Source organism: Pseudomonas sp. GW823-FHT06E10 (assembly GCF_058794995.1).
In genome coordinates this window covers 70145-87897 of the sequence record NZ_JBXAHJ010000006.1, presented here as the reverse complement: position 1 = coordinate 87897, position 17753 = coordinate 70145, and the positions used below count along the sequence as shown (strand labels likewise).

Sequence of the window (17753 nt, the reverse complement as noted above, 5' to 3'; positions counted from 1 at the left end):
GAGAAATGTCAGACATTCAACCCACAATCACAGGTTTTATCTCGCCCTACGGCGACTACAACCTGCGAAACACCCAGGCACTGAGCGGCGTCAGCCACATCTGGCAGGATTTCTTTGCCCGAACGCTGGCCGAACAGTCGGGTGAAGTGCTACCTGAGTCTCTGAATTTTCCACCGGTCGATCTCGAAAGCCCTGTTGAACCCACGGTCGGCAGCGACCTGCTGGCCCACATCGTGTCCCAGCGTGAATGCGACGTGAAGGACAACGTAATCCGCCCGCCCGAGCCGCTGTTCCTGCCGATTGCCGAATTCGAAATGGACCTGGCGGACAAGCCGTTCCCACCGTTCCCGGCGGACGAAATCGTCGCCCAGCAAAAACAGCAGGACTTCGAAAGCGGCTGGGTTCGCCCGATCGTATTGAACGCCGGTCAACCGCTGCCAGAAGCTGGCCCTGCCCCGCAACCGCGTCCGCTGCACCTGCCCATCGCCGAGTTCGAACTCGATCTGCTCGACAAGCCGTTCCCGCCGTTCTCGCCAGAAGAACGGGTGGAGCAGCAGAAACAACTCGATTTCGACAATGGCTGGGCGCGCCCGATCATCCTGCAGAACCTGCGCATCGCCGCCTGAACCTCAGCCGCGCCCTCTTCCCTCAACCTTTGAAAAACTGATTCGCCTTCTGATACGGCATCGACCGGGATGTGAAACCGAACGTGCCTGACGTCTGGATTTCTTCGGCGGCGCGGAAGAATTCGCCATAGGCCGCCAATGCCAGCGCCGAACCGACGCTGATACGTTTGACGCCCATCTCACCCAACTGCGCGACCGTCAGCTTCAAGCCGCCCGACATCAACACATTCACCGGTTTTGGCGCCACGGCGCGCACCACCGCCAGCACATCCTCGGCACTGCGCAGACCCGGTGCGTAGAGCACATCGGCACCGGCCTCGGCGAATGCCTGCAAACGGCGGATGGTGTCGGCCAGATCGGGATTGCCGTGCAGGAAGTTTTCCGCCCGGGCAGTCAACGTAAAGTCGAACGGCAGACTGCGAGCGGCAGCCACAGCGGCTTCGATGCGCGCCACGGCATGTTCGAAACAGTAGATCGGGCCTTCTTCGCGGCCGGTGGCATCTTCGATCGAACCACCGACGGCGCCGGCCTCTGCCGCGCGCAAGATACTTTTGGCGCAATCAGCCGGGTTGTCGGCAAAGCCGTTTTCCAGGTCCACGGCAACCGGCAGGTCGGTGGCGGCGACAATCGCCTGAACGTTCATCAGGGTATCGTCGAGGGTCAATCCGCCATCGGCACGCCCCTGGGAAAAGGCATAACCGGCACTGGTAGTCGCCAGCGCCTCGAAGCCGAGGCTGGCAAGCATTTTTGCCGAACCGGCATCCCACGGATTGGGAATCACAAATGCCCCGGGGCGTTCGTGAAGGGCTTTGAACGCCTGGGCTCGAAGGGTTTGCGCATCCATTGGGCAGGCTCCTGAAGAGGGGAAAGAATCCGCCTCAGAGCAGGCCAAGTTGCTCGGCGACGGGTTCTCTGTATAGCTCAGGCAGCGCCGGCAAGCCAGGCAAACGCAGCATCAGCCGGGCGTGAAAACGCTGCGCCAGTTTCGCGGCCAGCAGGTTGTCGGCCGTGTGCAGGAAGATGTACGGCGTACGACCTTCTTCGATCCATAACGCGATTTTCTCGACCCATGGTTCCAGGAACGTATCGTTGGCCTCAAGCGTCGGATGGCCGATAAAACGCACCTGCGGAAATTGCGTGAATGCCGCCGGCCGCGGTGGCACACGGGGTTTCTTCGACTGGGCGTGGAGCACCGAAGGCTCGGTCGAGGTACAACTGAACAGCGCACGGGGATCGAGACAGATGCGTTCGACACCGCGATCCAGCAGCAGCCGGTTGAGCATTCGTTCGCTATCACCCTTGGCGAAAAACTCGTCATGCCGCACTTCAACGGCCAGTGGTCGCTGCAGGGCATCGATAAATCCGACCAGCTCAGGCAAACGTTGGGGCGTGAAGCTTTTCGACAACTGCAACCACAACGGCGACACCCGTTCACCCAGAGGGCTGAGCAATTGCAGGAAGGTTTCAGCGGCGGTCAGTTGCTCGCGCAGATCGCCACCGTGGCTGATCTCGCCGGGAAACTTGGCGGTGAAGCGAAAATGTTCGGGCATGGTTTCGGCCCAACGCTGCACGGTGCTGGCAGCCGGGCTCGCGTAGAAGGTCGTGTTGCCTTCCACGGCATTGAAAACCTGGCAATAGAGATCAAGAAAATCGGCGGGTTTGGCGTCCGGCGGATACAGGTAGTCGCGCCAGGCGTTTTCGCTCCAGGATGGGCAACCGAGGTAATACGGCAGCACCATCAGATGTACAGGTCGAGACCCAGCACATCCGCTTCCCAATCGACGAAACCGGCGGTGCTCAGGTAGCTGGCCAGGGCTGTCGCTACGCTTTTGCTCATGGCACGGTGGTAAATCATGTCTTGCTGACGGGCGGGAAGATTGCTCAGTTTTTGCGCAGAGGCTTTGGCGGCGCGGGCAGCCAGTTGCTCTTCAGTCGGGAATTCCAGCTCGCCTTCGATATCAATGGCGTCGTCTTCCACCACGCGGCCTTTGCGGGGTTTGCGCTTGATGGGGTAGGACTGAGAGGAAACGCCGTCTATACGCATAAGTGCATACTCGGAATCAGTGATGGCAGTTTAGTGGCGCGAAATCCACTTCGCAAACCGCCGAGTGATAACTAGAACACATAAAAGGCAAAAGGTTTAAAAGCCGGATTAGAAAATGACGATTGGCAGAGTTAGCGCAGAACACTAATCCTGTGGGAGCGGGCTTGCTCGCGAAGACGGTGTGCCAGGCAACAGAAATATTGAATGTTATACCGCCTTCGCGAGCAAGCCCGCTCCCACAGGTACTGCGTGAATCAACGCGCCTTGGGCGTCGCCACTTTATCGCGCAGATACACCGGCTGCGCCTCATCGGCCACGATCGCCTCGCCGCGCGCCCAGGCAAATCGCGCCAGTGTCAGCAAGTCTTGCGCGTGGGGCAACATGCCAGCGTCCTGCCCGCTCAGGCTGACGGCGATACGCTCGCCATAGCCCCAACCGGTGCCTGCGCCGAACCATTCGCCGCCGGCATCGGCCGGCAATGCAGCGGACTCCGGCGGCAGTACCGCTTCCGCCCCCACCAGGCGCATTTCCCCGGCCGTTTCGCGGTAGCAACCCCAATACACTTCATCCATGCGCGCATCGATGGCGGCGGCGACCTGAGTGGCGCCGTGTTCGCGCAGCGCACGTTGCGCCAGCACGGCCAGGTTCGACACCGGCAGCACCGGGCGATCCAGGGCAAACGCCAGGCCTTGCACCACGCCGATGGCGATACGCACACCGGTGAAGGCGCCCGGGCCACGGCCGAACGCAATGGCATCGACCGCTTGCAGCGTGGTGCCCGCATCGGCCAGCAATTGCTTGATCATCGGCAACAGCTTCTGCGCGTGCAGGCGCGGGATCACCTCGTAATGGCTCGTGACCTTGCCGTCATGCAGCAAGGCAACGGAGCAAGCTTCAGTCGCGGTGTCCAGGGCCAGCAAGGTGCTCATCGATGTATCCACAAGAGAGATCAGAAAAAAGTGCGTCAGTATAAACAACTACGGCCCGCAAGCGGGCCGTGGATGATGCAGCGGGTCAGACTTTTCAGCTCAGGGCTGCAAGCACCTTGGCGGTGATCGCTTCAACCGAACCGACGCCTTCGATGTGGCTGTACTTCGGCTTGCCATTGGCAGCCGACAGCTTCTGGTAAAAGTCCACCAGCGGCTTGGTCTGGGAGTGGTAGACCGACAGGCGATGACGCACGGTTTCTTCGGTGTCGTCCTTGCGCTGTACCAGCTCTTCACCGGTGACGTCGTCAATGCCAGCCACTTTCGGCGGGTTGTAGACGATGTGGTACACGCGGCCGCTGGCCTCGTGAACACGGCGACCGGCGATACGCTGGACGATTTCTTCGTCTTCAACGGCGATTTCAACCACGGCATCGAGCTCGACGCCTGCAGTCACCAGGGCTTCAGCCTGGGGAATGGTGCGCGGGAAGCCATCGAACAGGAAACCGTTGGCGCAGTCGGACTGGGCGATGCGGTCCTTGACCAGTGCAATGATCAGGTCATCGGACACCAGGCCTCCGGCATCCATGATGCTCTTGGCCTTGATGCCCAGCTCGGTGCCGGCCTTGACCGCTGCACGCAACATGTCGCCGGTGGAGATTTGCGGAATGCCGAATTTTTCGGTGATGAACTGTGCCTGAGTACCTTTACCGGCCCCGGGAGCTCCCAGCAGAATGACGCGCATCGATGTGCTCCTCAATTTTTTATATGGATAACGTCAGATTCGCCTCGTGGGGCCAATCTCAAAAATAGGGTCGTGACCGCCCAAACGGTCAAAGGCTGATCAAGATACACAGCAGGCTGCGCCCACACAAGACGCCAAAAGTCGGAGAAACCGCTGCCTCCTGCGACCATTGCGCACAGTTTCCCAAGTCGCAACCCCGTCATTAACTGTCGCCTGGCAGCACTTTTGCACCCGTCAAACGGCGGCATCCGGCTCACCTGCCGGACGCCTGACCCCATGGCAAAGACCTTAGCCGGTGTTGCGCAAACCGGCGGCAATCCCCGCCACAGACACCAGCAAGGCCTGTTCTACCGGGCTGCCCTGCACCACGTCCTGCACTCTTGAACGGGCCAGCAACTCGGCCTGTAATAGATGAAGCGGGTCGAGGTAGGTGTTGCGCAAGCGGATGAACTCAAGGGTCGCTGGGCTATGTGCCAGTAGCTGCGACTGCCCGGTCAGGCCGAGAACGATGGTGCACGCCTGCGACAATAGGTCGCGTAAGTACGCACCCAATGGCAACAGATTCGGCTCTACCAGACGCTCATCGTAGGACTGTGCAATGTCGGCATCGGCCTTGGCCAGGACCATTTCCAGCATGTCGATGCGGGTGCGGAAGAACGGCCACTGCTCGCGCATTTGCCCCAGCAGTTCGCCTTCGCCACGCTCCAGCGCCTTGCTCAGGGCCGCTTCCCAACCCAGCCAGGCCGGCAGCATCAGGCGCGTCTGGGTCCAGCCGAAAATCCATGGGATCGCCCGCAGGCTTTCGATCCCCCCGGCCCGGCGCTTGGCCGGACGACTGCCCAGCGGCAAACGGCCGAGCTCCTGCTCCGGCGTGGACTGGCGGAAGTACTCCACGAACTGCGGGTTTTCCCGCACCACGGCGCGGTAGGCGCTGACACCATCCGCAGCCAGTTCGTCCATCAAATGGCGCCACTCGGGCGTAGGTGGCGGCGGAGGCAGCAAGGTCGCCTCAAGCACGGCGGCCAGGTACAGATTGAGGTTTTGCTCGGCGATGTCCGGCAGGCCGAATTTGAATCGAATCATTTCGCCCTGTTCGGTGGTGCGGAAACGCCCCGCCACCGAACCCGGTGGCTGCGACAGGATCGCCGCGTGGGCCGGGCCGCCGCCACGCCCCACCGTGCCGCCGCGACCGTGGAACAACAGCAGCTCGACGTCGTGCGAGCGGCAGATATCCACCAGTCGCTCCTGCGCCCGGTACTGCGCCCAGGCCGCCGCGGTGGTGCCGGCGTCCTTGGCCGAATCCGAGTAGCCGATCATCACTTCCTGCGGCCCTTGCAGGCGTGCGCGATAGCCCGGCAACAGCAGCAGCTTCTCGATCACCGGACCTGCGTTGTCGAGGTCGGCCAGGGTTTCGAACAGTGGCACCACACGCATCGGCCGCAACACGCCGGACTCTTTGAGCAGCAATTGCACGGCGAGTACATCGGAAGCCGCACCGGCCATGGAAATCACATAGGAACCGAGGGATGCAGGCGGCGCAGCGGCGATTTCCCGGCAGGTCGCCAGCACCTCGGCGGTGTCGGCGCAAGGTTTGAAGTAGTTCGGCAACAAGGGCCGACGATTGCTCAATTCGCGCATCAGGAAGGCGATGCGCTCCTCCTCGCTCCAGTCTTCGTAGCGCCCCAGGCCAAGATAGTCGGTGATTTCGGTCATCGCGGCGGTGTGCCGCGACGAGTCCTGGCGCACATCCAGACGAACCAGGAACAGACCGAATGTCACTGCCCGACGCAGGCAATCGAGCAACGGCCCATCGGCGATCACGCCCATGCCGCACTCGTGCAGGGAGTGGTAGCAAAGCTCCAGTGGATCGAGCAGTTCGCGGTTGTCCTGCAGCACATCGATCGGTGCCGGCGCGGACGTCGACAAGGCGGCATGTGCCCAGTTACGCGTTGCCCGCAGGCGTTCGCGCAGGTGTTTGAGCACTGCCCGGTACGGCTCGGCGCTGTCTCCCGCCCTGGCTTTCAATTCATCGCTGGCCTGCTGCATCGACAGCTCAGCGGCCAGGCGATCGACATCGCGCAGGTACAAATCGGCCGCCATCCAGCGCGCCAACAGTAAAACCTCTCGGGTCACCGCCGCCGTCACGTTCGGGTTGCCGTCGCGGTCGCCGCCCATCCACGAGGCAAAGCGAATCGGTGCTGCCTCCAGTGGCAGACGCAGGCCGGTGGCGGCGTACAGGGCCTGATCGGCCTTGCGCAGATAATTGGGAATTGCTTGCCACAGCGAATGCTCGATCACCGCGAAACCCCACTTGGCTTCGTCCACCGGCGTCGGGCGCGTGCGGCGGATCTCCTCGGTGTGCCAGGCTTCGGCGATCAGGCGTTGCAAGGTGGTCTTGATCTGCTCGCGCTCGGTACTGGTCAGATCACGGTGATCCTGAGCCGCCAGTTGCGCGGCGATGGCGTCGTACTTCTGGATCAGTGTGCGGCGTGCAACTTCGGTAGGGTGCGCCGTGAGTACCAGCTCGATCTCCAGCCGACCCAGTTGCCGGGCCAACGCGTCGGCGGCATGCCCTTCGGCGCGCAGGCGCGCGAGCAACTCCGGCAGCACCCGGGCTTCGAACGGCGCCTCCCGGGATTCCTCGCGACGGTGAATCAACTGATATTGCTCGGCGATGTTGGCCAGGTTGAGGAACTGGTTGAACGCCCGCGCCACCGGCAGCAACTCGTCTTCGGTCAACTGGTTGAGGCTGGCGCTGAGCTCGGCGTCCATGGAGCCGCGCCGGTCAGCCTTGGCGCCTTTGCGGATCTGCTCGATCTTGTCGAGAAAACCGTCGCCATATTGTTCACGAATGGTGTTGCCCAACAGCTCACCCAACAGGTGAACGTCCTCGCGCAAGCGTGCATCAATATCGGTCATCAGCAGGTCTCCAGCAAAAAATCCGGGCGGCTAAGAAACAAGAGAGTGCCGCCCCAGACAGGTTCTTACAAGCAAGACGACGAAGGGACTGTAAACCTTGCCTGTTGAGGCTAGTCTGAACGGTAAGCCGTACAACGGTTGTCGCCGGCCAATGCCGGACACTCACTCTGCCTGCCACGAGCGGGAGCGCAATGAGGTCAATATGAAAATCCGCGAGCTTGCCCACCACTGGGAAGAAAACGCCAAGGGTCGCCTGACCGACACCGGCTACTCGATTCATCTGGACGTGGAGTCTGCCGCACGCCTGGCCGCGCTCGTCGAGATGTATCCCAAGCGGCATCCTGAAGAACTGCTCGGCGATCTGATCGGCGCCGCACTGGAAGAGCTGGAAAGAAGCTTCCCGTACGTCAAGGGCACAACCGTGGTCGCCACCGATGAAGAAGGCGATCCGCTGTACGAAGACATTGGGCCGACCCCGCGCTTTCTGGCGCTGTCCCGTCGGCATTTGCACGATTTGTCGGTGCCTGAGGACAAACAGAAACACTGATTTACTCCCCGCACTCCTCCCTATGTGGGAGCGAGCCTGCTCGCGATGGGCGTTAACGAAACCGCGTGATGACTGATTAAACGCGGCGTAGTGAAGTCCATCGCGAGCAGGCTCGCTCCCACAAGTATGCGATTTAGAGCCCTGTCGATTCGTTCACGGTTTTTTCAATAGCTGACTAATTTCTCTGAACTTTCAAAAAAAGCCTCGGGTCAACCCAAGTAACCACGCCTGGGACGAGCGTTTCAAAATACCCCGCAATTGATGGTTTCAGCGCCCTGCCCAGGGTGGACTTCGACGTTTTTCAGGAACTGGCCCAATGGAGTTGAAGACCATGAAAACCCGAATCGGAAGCCCCTCATTCACCTGTTCGCGTAGCCTCAAACTGGCGGCGTTGGCCCTGGGCAGCAGCCTGGTCCTGGCCGGCTGCGCCGGTAACCCGCCGACCGAGCAGTACGCGGTCACCCAATCGGCCGTCAACGACGCCGTGAGCGCCGGCGGCACCGAGTTCGCCGCCGTGGAAATGAAGTCGGCCCAGGACAAGCTCAAGCAAGCCGAAATCGCCATGCACGACAAAAAATACGACCAGGCCCGGATGCTCGCCGAACAGGCCGAGTGGGACGCTCGCGTGGCCGAGCGCAAGGCCCAGGCGATGAAGGCCGAACAATCAGTGAAGGACGCGCAGAAAGGCGTTCAGGAATTGCGTCAGGAAAGCCAGCGCACCGTTCAGTAAGCGGCGCGGCACCACGCATTCCCACTCGACTAAAAGGACGAAATCATGAAATCCAATCAATTGATGATCCCTGCCCTGCTGGCTGTCACCGTAACCCTGGCAGCCTGCTCCACACCACCGAACGCCAACCTCGAACAGGCCCGCACCAACTACACCGGCCTGCAAACCGATCCGCAAGCGGCCAAGGTTGCGGCCCTGGAAACCAAGGAAGCCAGCGACTATCTGGACAAGGCCGATAGGGCCTACAGGGACAAGGAGGACGTGGCCACGGTCGACCAGCTTGCCTATTTGACCAACCAGCGCGTCGAAGTGGCCAAGCAGACCATCGCCCTGCGCACCGCCGAGGCCAGCCTGAAAGATGCCTCGGCGCAACGGGCTCAGGCGCGCCTCGATGCCCGTGATCAGCAGATCAAACAGTTGAAGGACAGCCTCAACGCCAGGCAGACCGATCGCGGGACACTGGTGACCTTCGGTGATGTGCTGTTCGCCACCGACAAGGCCGAGCTGAAATCCAACGGTCTGGCGAACATCAACAAACTGGCCCAGTACCTACAGGAAAACCCCGAGCGCAAAGTGATTGTCGAGGGCTATACCGACAGCACCGGTACGGCGTCGCACAACCAGTCGCTGTCGGAACGTCGCGCGGGTTCCGTGCGTGCGGCACTGGTGAAGATGGGTGTTGATCCTGCGCGTATTGTCGCCCAGGGTTACGGCAAGGAATATCCGGTGGCGGATAACAGCAGTACATCGGGCCGGGCGATGAACCGTCGGGTGGAGGTGACGATTTCCAACGATAACCAACCGGTGATTCCGCGTTCGGCGGTTAGCTCTTACACCCAGTAATTTGCCTCAATGCAAAACCTGTGGGAGCGAGCTTGCTCGCGATGAGGCCATAACATTCAACATCCATGTTGACTGCTACACCGCCATCGCGAGCAAGCTCACTCCCACATTGGTTCTTTATTGCCAGCCAGAATCGCGTTACTGCTCCAGCTTCTGCGGCGTCTCCTGCCCCATGCAGCGCACGGCTTTTTTCTTGCTGTCGACCAGCACGCCGGTCAGGCCTTTCTGTTCGGTGTCGAACAGCACCAGCACGCCATCGATGCACTGGGCCACTTGGGCCGCCGGCGCCAGGGAAACCTTGTAGTCCTCGCCCGGCACGGTCTTGAGCATGGTGAAGTCGCTGAGCAGCAACGCATCCTCGGGCTTGGCGAAGTGCAGGTAGCCGTACCACCACAGGGCACCGACGGTGCCGAGGATGCTGCAGATACCGGTGATGATCAGCGGGATGGCGTTGCGTTCTTCACTCATTGCGGACTCTCTGGTGGTTCATCTTCTGAATTCGGGGGCGCCGGGTAATTGGGGATTTCACCCAGGCGGCGCAGGCCGTTGAAATGTTGCGGGTCATCGAGATAACGCAGCATGACCTTGCGCCAGACCGGGTCGGCGAACGTCTGCACATGACCGCCACGGGTCAGTTGCAGCACCCGCGGCGGCGGCGCAGCTTGATACAGTCGGATGCCGTTGGAAAGAGGCACGATCGGATCGTCGATGCTGTGGTAGATCAGTTTCGGCACGTCCTTGAGTTGCGTCATGGAGTTGATCGCGCTGTCGCCGTCCGGCACCAGCCACGACAGCGGCACCTGGAACGTCCAGAACACCCATGAATTACTCAGCGCATACCGGCCGACACTGCGATAACTGGCGGGCACGCCGTCGAGGACAAAAGCCTTGAGTTGTTTCTGCCGCTCGGGGTGTTGAACGAGGTAGTGAACAGCCATCGAACCGCCAAGGCTTTGGCCGAGCAGGATCAGCGGCTTGCCCTTGACCTCGGGGGCCTGGTCGAGCCATTTGAACGCCGCATCGATGTCCTGATAGATCGCCGGCAGGCTAGGTTTGCCTTCGGACAAGCCATAACCGCGATAGTCCACCAGCAGCACTTGATAGCCCTGTTCCGGCAACCACCAACTCCCGCCCAGATGCATTGGCAGATTGCCGCCGTTACCGTGCAGGTGCAGCACCGTGCCTTTGACCTCGACACCCTGCTTCACCGGCAGCCACCACGCGTTCAGCTTGAGGCCATCGGCGGTGTTCAAGGTGACGGTGCGGTATTCGAGCCCGGCCTTTTCCGGCGTGAACAACTGGCCGGGTTCGGGGTAGAACAGCAGCGAACTGCAGCCGTTCAGGGCCAGGAGAAGGCAGACGATGCCGAGGATTCTCATCCGGTGAAACCTCGCGAAAATGGGATTGGAATACGACCCAATGTGGGAGCGGGCTTGCTCGCGAATGCGGACTGACATTCACCATCTCTGCTATCTGATACACCGCTTTCGCGAGCAAGCCCGCTCCCACATTGAGTCCGCGTGATCCTTAAAGGATGTTGGAGTAATCCGCCTCGATCCGGTCCAGGCTCAGGTGGTTGAGGAAGTTGGAGAAGCACATCCACGCCGACAGCGCGTTCATGTCGCGGAACTGTTCCGGCAGGTACTTGGGCGGAACCACCAGACCTTCATCCACCAACTGGCGCAAGGTACGCATGTCTTCCAGGGTGGTCTTGCCGCAGAACAACAGCGGTATCTGCTCCAGCTTGCCTTTACGCACGGCCAGTTGAATGTAGTTGTAAATCATGATGAAGCCCTTGAGGTAGGACAAGTCTTTGGTAAATGGCAGACCTGTCGGCACCGAGCCGCGGAAAACGCGACTGGCGTTGCTGTAGCTCTCGGGCATTTCGAAGCCTTGCTCGCGGAAGAACTCGAACACCTGCAGGAAGTCGGCACCCTCCTCCACCATATGAATGGCCCGCGTGCGGTTGGTCAGTTTGCGCAGGCGACTGGGGTACGAGGCGAAGGTGATGATTTCCATCAGGATCGCCAGGCCTTCCTGGGTCACCGTCGACGAGGGCGGCCCCTTGGAGAGGAAGGTGCAAATCGGCTGGTTCAGACCGTTGAGGGTGGTGCCGACATGCACCAGCCCTTCGTGGACCTCCAGGGCGCGCACATCGCGCTGATTGAACATCGCATCGGAGCGGATCTTGATGTAGTCGGCGCCGGCCGCCGCATCGGCGACGATGCCGTCGGACTCGAACACCCGGATGGTTTCCTCGGCTTCGCCAAATACCTTGTTCAAGCGATGCTGCAACAGGTCGACCGCATCCTTGGCCGTCAGCGTCTTCGGCTCATCCTTGAGGTCGCCGCGGCCGTCGATGTTGTTCAGGTATTCGGACAACATCATGCCCAGGTCGGACAGCGTCGGGTCGCCGGCGTGGAACGCATCGGAGGCGGCACCATACAATTCCTGCGAGATCAGGCCGAAATCCTCGGTGCCGCGCGCTTCGAGCATGCGCACCACCATGCGGTATTCCTTGCACATGCGACGCATGATCTGGCCGACCGGGTTGAACTGGCCGAGCTGGCGGGTGATGTCGCGCTCGATGTTCTGGAACTCCAGCTTCACTTTGCTGGAATCGAACGCCAGCGGCCGGTTGAGGTAGTAGTCGCGGTCCACCGCCGGCATTTCCTTGCCTTTGGCCTTGAGGAAGCCCTTACGAATGTTGTCGTCCCACTTGACCGCATCGAGGACGCGGATCGGCGTCTGCGCCAGCACGATGCGATCGGACAAAATGCGTATCGACTGTTGGTAATCGTCCACCCGAAACTCCTGTAGAAACCTGATTGTGCTGCTTATTTGGCTTTGGCCTGACGCTGGTAGCGTACGGCTTCGACGAACACATCGGAATTGGCCGGGTCGTCGAGGTAGGCGGCGACTTGATCCATGGAGCTGTTGATCAGCACGCCTGCGCCGTCGTCAGTCTGAAACGCTTCTCCGCTCAGGGCGTTTTGCTTCAGCGCCTGGTTGATCTGTTCGGGGTCGAGGTTGTACAGCACCAGTTCACGCTGGTCGGTCAGCTCGAAGCCGCCGATGATGAAATACCCGCCGAACTGCGCCGGCACCTTCGCCGACAAGTACCAACGGTTGCCATGGCGCGATACGGTGAAGGGGTAGGCTTCACGCTCTTTGGGTTTGGCCTTGAAGTAGCTGACGGCCTGGTAGCGATTGTCGGCGATGCGGGTCAACTCCAGATTGACGGGCTCGCCCCAGGCGCTGGTGCTGGTCCACTTGCCGAGCAACCCTTTGGGCGCGGGCTCGCTCGTGGGCAGCGGTTCCTTGAAGGTCACCAGACAGCCACTGAGCAGCAGGAACGACAAGGCGATCACAACGACACGCCAGGCTTTCATTCAATACTCCCTATGAACATACGCCGCCCTGAAGTGGACACCTTCCCCTGTGGGAGCAAGCTTGTGTGGTGAGGGGGCTTGCCCCCGTTCGGCTGCGAAGCAGTCGTAAAACCTGCGCATCTGAACTGACTGTCTCACCGCGGCCGCAGATTTTGGGGTGGCTTTGCCACCCAACGGGGGCAAGCCCCCTCGCCACAAAAGCTCGCTCCCACAGGGTGAAGAGCCAGCCGGACTACACCGACGCCAGCACCAGGTGCATGTAGCGCGTCAGGATGCCGAGCATTTCCTCTTCGGCGGCAGGCTCGTCTACGTTGAGCAGGCCCTGATATTCCATCCGGCCGATAATCGCCGTCAACACCTTGGCATCCTGATGCGGCTCGCGCGAGCCCAATACCTGGAACAGCTGGCAAGAGCCCTGCAACAGGATTTGCTGATGCGAGCGCACCAGTTCGGCCAGGCGCGGGTTGAGCAACGCCTCCTGACGGAACGCCTGCTCGGCCATCAAATGTTCGCGACGATTGACCAATTGCCGGTGAACGTAATCGGTCATCAGCCGTGCAATGTCGTCCGCCAGTTTCGAGCGTGCCTGCGGGCTGCCATCGCCACTGGCGATCATGTCGCGCAGCAGGCCCTCGTTGTTCACCCACAGCTTGCCCATGTACGCCGCACTGCGTTCCACGTATTGGGCGAAGGTATCGGTGAGCAGGTCATCGATATCCTTGAAATAGTAAGTGGTCGCCGACAACGGCACTTGCGCCTCGGCGGCCACCGCGCGGTGTCGGACGGCACGCACGCCGTCACGCACGACAATGCGCATGGCGGCGTCGAGAATGTCCTGTCGTCGCTGTTCACTGCCCTGTCGGCTGGCCTTGCGACCCTGGTACTGAACGCTTTCAGCGACCGCAGTGGCGATACCCGCTGCACCTTCTTGAGCCATTGCACGAATCACGACAGGTATTTCCTCTCAGATGAAACTAACAAGTTGATACGTTTGTACCAGACAGGCAATAAAAAGCCGCCTCAAAGGCGGCTTTTTATTTGAAACACTTACGCTTGCGGCCGCATGTGCGGGAACAGGATCACGTCGCGGATCGACGGGGAGTTGGTCAGCAGCATCACCAGACGGTCGATACCGATGCCTTCACCCGCCGTTGGCGGCATGCCGTACTCCAGCGCACGAACGAAGTCGGCGTCGTAGTGCATGGCTTCGTCGTCGCCGGCGTCCTTGTCGGCCACCTGGGCCATGAAGCGCTCGGCCTGGTCTTCCGCGTCGTTCAACTCGGAGTAGGCGTTGGCGATTTCACGACCACCGATGAACAGTTCGAAACGGTCGGTGACGTTCGGGTTGTCGTCGTTACGACGGGCCAGCGGCGACACTTCGAACGGGTACTGGGTAATGAAGTGCGGCTGCTCCAGCTTGTGCTCGACCAGTTCTTCGAAAATCATCACCTGCAGCTTGCCCAGGCCTTCGAAGCCCAGCACCTTGGCGCCGGCCTTCTTGGCGATGGCGCGAGCCTTGTCGATGTCGTTCAGATCATCGGCGGTCAGCTCAGGGTTGTACTTGAGGATCGAGTCGAACACCGACAGACGCACGAACGGCTCGCCGAAGTGGAACACCTTGTCGCCGTACGGCACGTCGGTGCTGCCCAGAACCAGCTGCGCCAGTTCGCGGAACAGTTCTTCGGTCAGGTCCATGTTGTCTTCGTAGTCGGCGTAGGCCTGGTAGAACTCCAACATGGTGAATTCAGGGTTGTGACGAGTCGAAACGCCTTCGTTACGGAAGTTGCGGTTGATCTCGAACACTTTCTCGAACCCGCCAACAACCAGACGCTTGAGGTACAGCTCCGGCGCGATACGCAGGAACATGCCCATGTCCAGCGCATTGTGGTGGGTTTCGAACGGCTTGGCTGCCGCGCCGCCAGGAATGGTCTGCAGCATCGGCGTTTCCACTTCCAGGAAGTCACGCTTCATCAGGAAGCTGCGGATGTGGGCGATGACTTGCGAACGCACGCGGAACGTCTGGCGCACGTCTTCGTTGACGATCAGGTCGACGTAACGCTGGCGGTAGCGCTGTTCGGTGTCGGTCAGGCCGTGGTGCTTGTCCGGCAGCGGGCGCAGGGATTTGGTCAGCAGGCGCACGCTGGTCATTTCGACGTACAGGTCGCCCTTGCCGGAACGGGCCAGGGTGCCTTCGGCGGCAATGATGTCGCCCATGTCCCAGGTTTTCACCGCGGCCAGGGTCTCTTCGGACAGGGTTTTGCGGTTGACGTAGACCTGGATACGACCGGTCATGTCCTGGATCACCATGAACGAGCCACGGTTGAGCATGATACGACCGGCAACCTTGACCGGGATCGCAGCCTCTGCCAGCTCTTCCTTGGTCTTGTCCGCGTACTGTTTCTGCAGTTGTTCGCAGTAGTTTTCGCGGCGGAAGTCGTTCGGGAAGGCATTGCCCTTGGCGCGCTCGGCAGCAAGCTTTTCCTTGCGCAGGGCGATCAGGGAGTTTTCTTCCTGTTGCAGGGCTTGCGGGTCGAGTTCTAGGTCGCTCATGTCTTTAAATATTCCATCACAGGTTCGTTGCCCCCAGGCCTGCGGCCTGGGGATCGCCAGCAAGCTGGCTCCTACAAGGATCGCGCCGGGTCAGCCGATCCTGTATTGCATTGCTTACAGCCCGGACTTCAGGCTCGCTTCCAGGTATTCGTCGATGTCGCCGTCGAGCACCTTGTCGCAGTCGCTGCGCTCGATGTTGGTGCGCAGATCCTTGATCCGCGAGGCATCGAGCACGTACGAACGGATCTGATGACCCCAGCCGATATCGGACTTGGTGTCTTCCAGCGCCTGGGACGCCGCGTTGCGCTTCTGCATTTCCTGCTCGTACAACTTGGCCCGCAGCATTTTCATGGCGGTGTCCTTGTTGGCGTGCTGGGAACGTTCGTTCTGGCAGCTGACCACGGTGTTGGTCGGTACGTGGGTGATACGTACGGCCGAGTCGGTGGTGTTTACGTGCTGACCACCGGCACCGGAGGAACGATAGGTGTCGATTCGCAGGTCTGCCGGGTTGATTTCGATTTCCACCTTGTCATCGATCTCTGGCGAGACGAAAACCGCGGAAAACGAGGTGTGGCGACGGTTGCCGGAGTCGAACGGGCTCTTGCGCACCAGACGGTGCACACCGATTTCGGTCCGCAACCAGCCAAACGCGTATTCGCCCTTGATGTGCACGGTCGCGCCCTTGATCCCGGCGACTTCACCGGCGGACAGTTCCATGATGGTCGCGTCGAAGCCGCGCTTGTCGGCCCAGCGCAGGTACATGCGCAGCAGAATGTTGGCCCAGTCCTGGGCTTCGGTGCCGCCGGAACCGGCCTGGATGTCCAGGTAGGCATTGTTCGGGTCCATTTCGTGGCTGAACATGCGGCGGAATTCCAGCTTGGCCAGACTTTCCTCGAGACGGGCCAGCTCGGCGACGACATCGCCCACTGCGCCTTCGTCGTTCTCTTCGACGGCCATGTCCAGCAGGTCGCGGCAATCGGCCAGACCGGTGTTCAGCTCGTCCAGGGTATCGACGATCTGCGCCAGCGCAGCGCGCTCGCGGCCCAGTTCCTGGGCGTATTCAGGTTTGTTCCAGACACTCGGATCTTCAAGCTCGCGATTGACTTCGGTCAGTCGCTCATGCTTTTGATCGTAGTCAAAGATACCCCCGAATAGTTTCGGAGCGCTCGGACAGGTCCTTGATGGTGTTCAGGATCGGGTTGATTTCCATGACGGGCAGCACTCGTTGGCGAACTTTTGAAAGCCGGCGAGTATACCGGGAAACAGCCGAAAACGGCAGTCCGCCTGGCCGAAAAGCCAAGCCCTTGTAGGAGCGAGCTTGCTCGCGAGAAACGCTCAGGCACTGCGTTTATTCAGATAGCCATCGTCATCGTTAACGTTCATCGCGAGCAGGCTCGCTCCTACAGGGGGGAGGCTCTTCAGCCGATGCCCACCTGATTGCGCCCATTGTTCTTCGCCGAATACAGCCCCTTGTCCGCCGCCAGGATCAGGTCGCGGCAGTTGCTGCCCGCTTTCGGGGTAATAGTCGACAGGCCGATGCTGATGGTCAGGCTCGAACCTTCGGCCGGCGAGTTGTGCGGGATCTTCAGGGCTGCCACGGTCTGGCGCAGCTTCTCGGCCACCAAACGTGCACCGCCCTGGGAGGTGTTGGGCAGCACCAGGGCGAACTCTTCGCCGCCGTAGCGGGCCGGGAGGTCCGAAGGCCGGGCACTGGCGTCCTTGATCGCCGCGGCGACCTTGCGCAGGGCTTCATCGCCTTCCAGGTGGCCGAAGCTGTCGTTGTAGGCCTTGAAGTAGTCGACATCGATCATCAGCAACGACAACTGGCTCTGCTCACGCAGCGAACGGCGCCACTCCAGTTCCAGGTATTCATCGAAGTGCCGACGGTTCGACAACCCTGTCAGGCCATCGGAGTTCATCAGGCGTTGCAGCACCAGGTTGGTGTCGAGCAGTTGCTGCTGGCTGACCCGCAACGCGCGGTACGCCGCATCCCGTTGCAGCAGGGTCATGTAGGAGCGCGAGTGATAGCGGATGCGCGCGACCAGTTCGATATTGTCCGGCAGCTTGACCAGATAATCGTTGGCCCCGGCCGCAAAGGCCGCGCTCTTGATCAGCGGATCTTCCTTGGTCGACAGAACGATGATCGGAATGTCCTTGGTCGCCGGGTGATTGCGGTATTCGCGCACCAGGCTCAGACCGTCAAGACCGGGCATGACCAGATCCTGCAGGATCACTGTCGGCTTGATGCGCACAGCGTGGGCGATGGCCTGGTGCGGGTCGGAGCAGAAGTGGAAATCAATGTTCTCTTCGTTCGACAGGCCGCGACGCACGGCTTCGCCGATCATGGCCTGATCGTCCACCAGCAACACCATGGCGGCGTTTTCGTCGGTCTTGAAGTCGTCGAGCTGTAATTCAGTCATGTGCGGTCACC

At 60.8% G+C, this 17753-nt stretch carries 18 protein-coding genes; 4 read left to right on the top strand and 14 right to left on the bottom strand.

Translation table 11 applies throughout. The features are described from left to right. Positions 1-5 precede the first annotated feature (5 nt). Positions 6-626 (top strand): energy transducer TonB, encoded by a 621-nt coding sequence (locus AC1Q6Y_RS11860; RefSeq protein WP_492624612.1) that lies wholly within the window; start codon positions 6-8, stop codon positions 624-626. A 22-nt stretch (positions 627-648) separates the two neighbouring features. On the opposite strand, the gene AC1Q6Y_RS11855 is transcribed toward AC1Q6Y_RS11860, so the two are convergent. The 6 genes from AC1Q6Y_RS11855 to ppc all read right to left on the bottom strand — a co-directional run bounded on the left by AC1Q6Y_RS11855 (position 649) and on the right by ppc (position 7260). Beyond that, positions 649-1470: an isocitrate lyase/PEP mutase family protein gene (locus tag AC1Q6Y_RS11855; RefSeq protein WP_429520669.1), complete on the bottom strand. Its 822-nt coding sequence runs from the start codon at positions 1468-1470 to the stop codon at positions 649-651. Positions 1471-1504: 34 nt separating this feature from the next. Continuing rightward, a complete protein-coding gene (locus AC1Q6Y_RS11850; RefSeq protein ID WP_492624611.1) occupies positions 1505-2365 on the bottom strand; it encodes a DUF72 domain-containing protein in 861 nt (286 codons plus the stop codon). Next, the gene (locus AC1Q6Y_RS11845; RefSeq protein ID WP_057716196.1) at positions 2365-2670 is read right to left on the bottom strand and encodes a hypothetical protein; all 306 of its coding nucleotides are present in this window, start codon (positions 2668-2670) and stop codon (positions 2365-2367) included. The genes AC1Q6Y_RS11850 and AC1Q6Y_RS11845 overlap by 1 nt, the downstream gene beginning before the upstream one ends. A gap of 254 nt (positions 2671-2924) precedes the next feature. Beyond that, on the bottom strand, positions 2925-3599 hold the full coding sequence (gene tsaB / locus AC1Q6Y_RS11840) for a tRNA (adenosine(37)-N6)-threonylcarbamoyltransferase complex dimerization subunit type 1 TsaB (RefSeq protein WP_057716197.1): 675 nt from the start codon (positions 3597-3599) through the stop codon (positions 2925-2927). A gap of 94 nt (positions 3600-3693) precedes the next feature. Next, the gene (gene adk, locus AC1Q6Y_RS11835; protein WP_057716198.1) at positions 3694-4341 is read right to left on the bottom strand and encodes an adenylate kinase; all 648 of its coding nucleotides are present in this window, start codon (positions 4339-4341) and stop codon (positions 3694-3696) included. A gap of 288 nt (positions 4342-4629) precedes the next feature. Continuing rightward, on the bottom strand, positions 4630-7260 hold the full coding sequence (gene ppc, locus AC1Q6Y_RS11830) for a phosphoenolpyruvate carboxylase (RefSeq protein ID WP_492624610.1): 2631 nt from the start codon (positions 7258-7260) through the stop codon (positions 4630-4632). 202 nt (positions 7261-7462) lie between these two features. On the opposite strand from ppc, the gene AC1Q6Y_RS11825 reads away from it, so the two are divergent. The 3 genes from AC1Q6Y_RS11825 (at position 7463) to lptF (ending at position 9380) form a co-directional block, all read left to right on the top strand. Next, complete coding sequence (locus tag AC1Q6Y_RS11825; protein ID WP_056721034.1) at positions 7463-7807, top strand: hypothetical protein; 345 nt, start codon at positions 7463-7465, stop codon at positions 7805-7807. A gap of 316 nt (positions 7808-8123) precedes the next feature. Next, positions 8124-8537 carry a DUF4398 domain-containing protein gene (locus AC1Q6Y_RS11820; protein WP_057716200.1) on the top strand — a complete coding sequence of 138 codons (414 nt, stop codon included), beginning with the start codon at positions 8124-8126 and terminating at the stop codon, positions 8535-8537. A gap of 45 nt (positions 8538-8582) precedes the next feature. Beyond that, positions 8583-9380 (top strand): lipotoxin F family OmpA-related lipoprotein LptF, encoded by a 798-nt coding sequence (gene lptF, locus AC1Q6Y_RS11815; RefSeq protein WP_492624609.1) that lies wholly within the window; start codon positions 8583-8585, stop codon positions 9378-9380. Positions 9381-9518: 138 nt separating this feature from the next. Here the strand turns inward: lptF and AC1Q6Y_RS11810 are convergent, their stop codons facing one another. The 8 genes from AC1Q6Y_RS11810 to AC1Q6Y_RS11775 form a co-directional block, all read right to left on the bottom strand. Further along, entirely contained in the window at positions 9519-9848 is a 330-nt protein-coding gene (locus AC1Q6Y_RS11810) for a PA3694 family proteiin (RefSeq protein WP_057716202.1), read from the bottom strand. Further along, entirely contained in the window at positions 9845-10759 is a 915-nt protein-coding gene (locus AC1Q6Y_RS11805; protein ID WP_218495024.1) for an alpha/beta hydrolase, read from the bottom strand. Before AC1Q6Y_RS11805 ends, AC1Q6Y_RS11810 begins: the two co-directional genes overlap by 4 nt. Before the next feature lie 148 nt (positions 10760-10907). Further along, the gene (locus AC1Q6Y_RS11800; RefSeq protein ID WP_057716204.1) at positions 10908-12185 is read right to left on the bottom strand and encodes a flavohemoglobin expression-modulating QEGLA motif protein; all 1278 of its coding nucleotides are present in this window, start codon (positions 12183-12185) and stop codon (positions 10908-10910) included. Between the two features lie 32 nt (positions 12186-12217). Beyond that, positions 12218-12772: a hypothetical protein gene (locus tag AC1Q6Y_RS11795; RefSeq protein WP_090453338.1), complete on the bottom strand. Its 555-nt coding sequence runs from the start codon at positions 12770-12772 to the stop codon at positions 12218-12220. A gap of 232 nt (positions 12773-13004) precedes the next feature. Next, the gene (locus AC1Q6Y_RS11790; protein WP_174245502.1) at positions 13005-13721 is read right to left on the bottom strand and encodes a TetR/AcrR family transcriptional regulator; all 717 of its coding nucleotides are present in this window, start codon (positions 13719-13721) and stop codon (positions 13005-13007) included. Positions 13722-13819: 98 nt separating this feature from the next. Next, a complete protein-coding gene (lysS, locus tag AC1Q6Y_RS11785; protein ID WP_057716207.1) occupies positions 13820-15322 on the bottom strand; it encodes a lysine--tRNA ligase in 1503 nt (500 codons plus the stop codon). Positions 15323-15436: 114 nt separating this feature from the next. Beyond that, positions 15437-16532 (bottom strand): peptide chain release factor 2 gene (gene prfB / locus AC1Q6Y_RS11780; protein WP_109790603.1). Its coding sequence is split into 2 segments (ribosomal slippage): positions 15437-16459 and positions 16461-16532, totalling 1095 coding nucleotides; the frame shifts between segments, so codons are not numbered across the junction. 208 nt (positions 16533-16740) lie between these two features. Continuing rightward, positions 16741-17742, bottom strand: coding sequence for a response regulator (locus AC1Q6Y_RS11775; protein WP_057716208.1), 1002 nt, complete (start codon positions 17740-17742; stop codon positions 16741-16743). Between the last annotated feature and the right edge of the window lie 11 nt (positions 17743-17753).

Excerpts from the sequence above, each read along its gene's own strand:
- AC1Q6Y_RS11820 (WP_057716200.1), top strand. The coding sequence starts at position 8,124 with ATGGAGTTGAAGACCATGAAAACCCGAATCGGAAGCCCCTCATTCACC.
- tsaB (WP_057716197.1), bottom strand. The coding sequence starts at position 3,599 with ATGAGCACCTTGCTGGCCCTGGACACCGCGACTGAAGCTTGCTCCGTT.
- ppc (WP_492624610.1), bottom strand. The coding sequence starts at position 7,260 with ATGACCGATATTGATGCACGCTTGCGCGAGGACGTTCACCTGTTGGGT.
- lysS (WP_057716207.1), bottom strand. The coding sequence starts at position 15,322 with ATGAGCGACCTAGAACTCGACCCGCAAGCCCTGCAACAGGAAGAAAAC.
- AC1Q6Y_RS11845 (WP_057716196.1), bottom strand. The coding sequence starts at position 2,670 with ATGCGTATAGACGGCGTTTCCTCTCAGTCCTACCCCATCAAGCGCAAA.
- AC1Q6Y_RS11795 (WP_090453338.1), bottom strand. The coding sequence starts at position 12,772 with ATGAAAGCCTGGCGTGTCGTTGTGATCGCCTTGTCGTTCCTGCTGCTC.
- adk (WP_057716198.1), bottom strand. The coding sequence starts at position 4,341 with ATGCGCGTCATTCTGCTGGGAGCTCCCGGGGCCGGTAAAGGTACTCAG.
- AC1Q6Y_RS11775 (WP_057716208.1), bottom strand. The coding sequence starts at position 17,742 with ATGACTGAATTACAGCTCGACGACTTCAAGACCGACGAAAACGCCGCC.
- AC1Q6Y_RS11860 (WP_492624612.1), top strand. The coding sequence starts at position 6 with ATGTCAGACATTCAACCCACAATCACAGGTTTTATCTCGCCCTACGGC.
- AC1Q6Y_RS11855 (WP_429520669.1), bottom strand. The coding sequence starts at position 1,470 with ATGGATGCGCAAACCCTTCGAGCCCAGGCGTTCAAAGCCCTTCACGAA.
- AC1Q6Y_RS11810 (WP_057716202.1), bottom strand. The coding sequence starts at position 9,848 with ATGAGTGAAGAACGCAACGCCATCCCGCTGATCATCACCGGTATCTGC.
- lptF (WP_492624609.1), top strand. The coding sequence starts at position 8,583 with ATGAAATCCAATCAATTGATGATCCCTGCCCTGCTGGCTGTCACCGTA.
- AC1Q6Y_RS11850 (WP_492624611.1), bottom strand. The coding sequence starts at position 2,365 with ATGGTGCTGCCGTATTACCTCGGTTGCCCATCCTGGAGCGAAAACGCC.
- AC1Q6Y_RS11805 (WP_218495024.1), bottom strand. The coding sequence starts at position 10,759 with ATGAGAATCCTCGGCATCGTCTGCCTTCTCCTGGCCCTGAACGGCTGC.
- AC1Q6Y_RS11825 (WP_056721034.1), top strand. The coding sequence starts at position 7,463 with ATGAAAATCCGCGAGCTTGCCCACCACTGGGAAGAAAACGCCAAGGGT.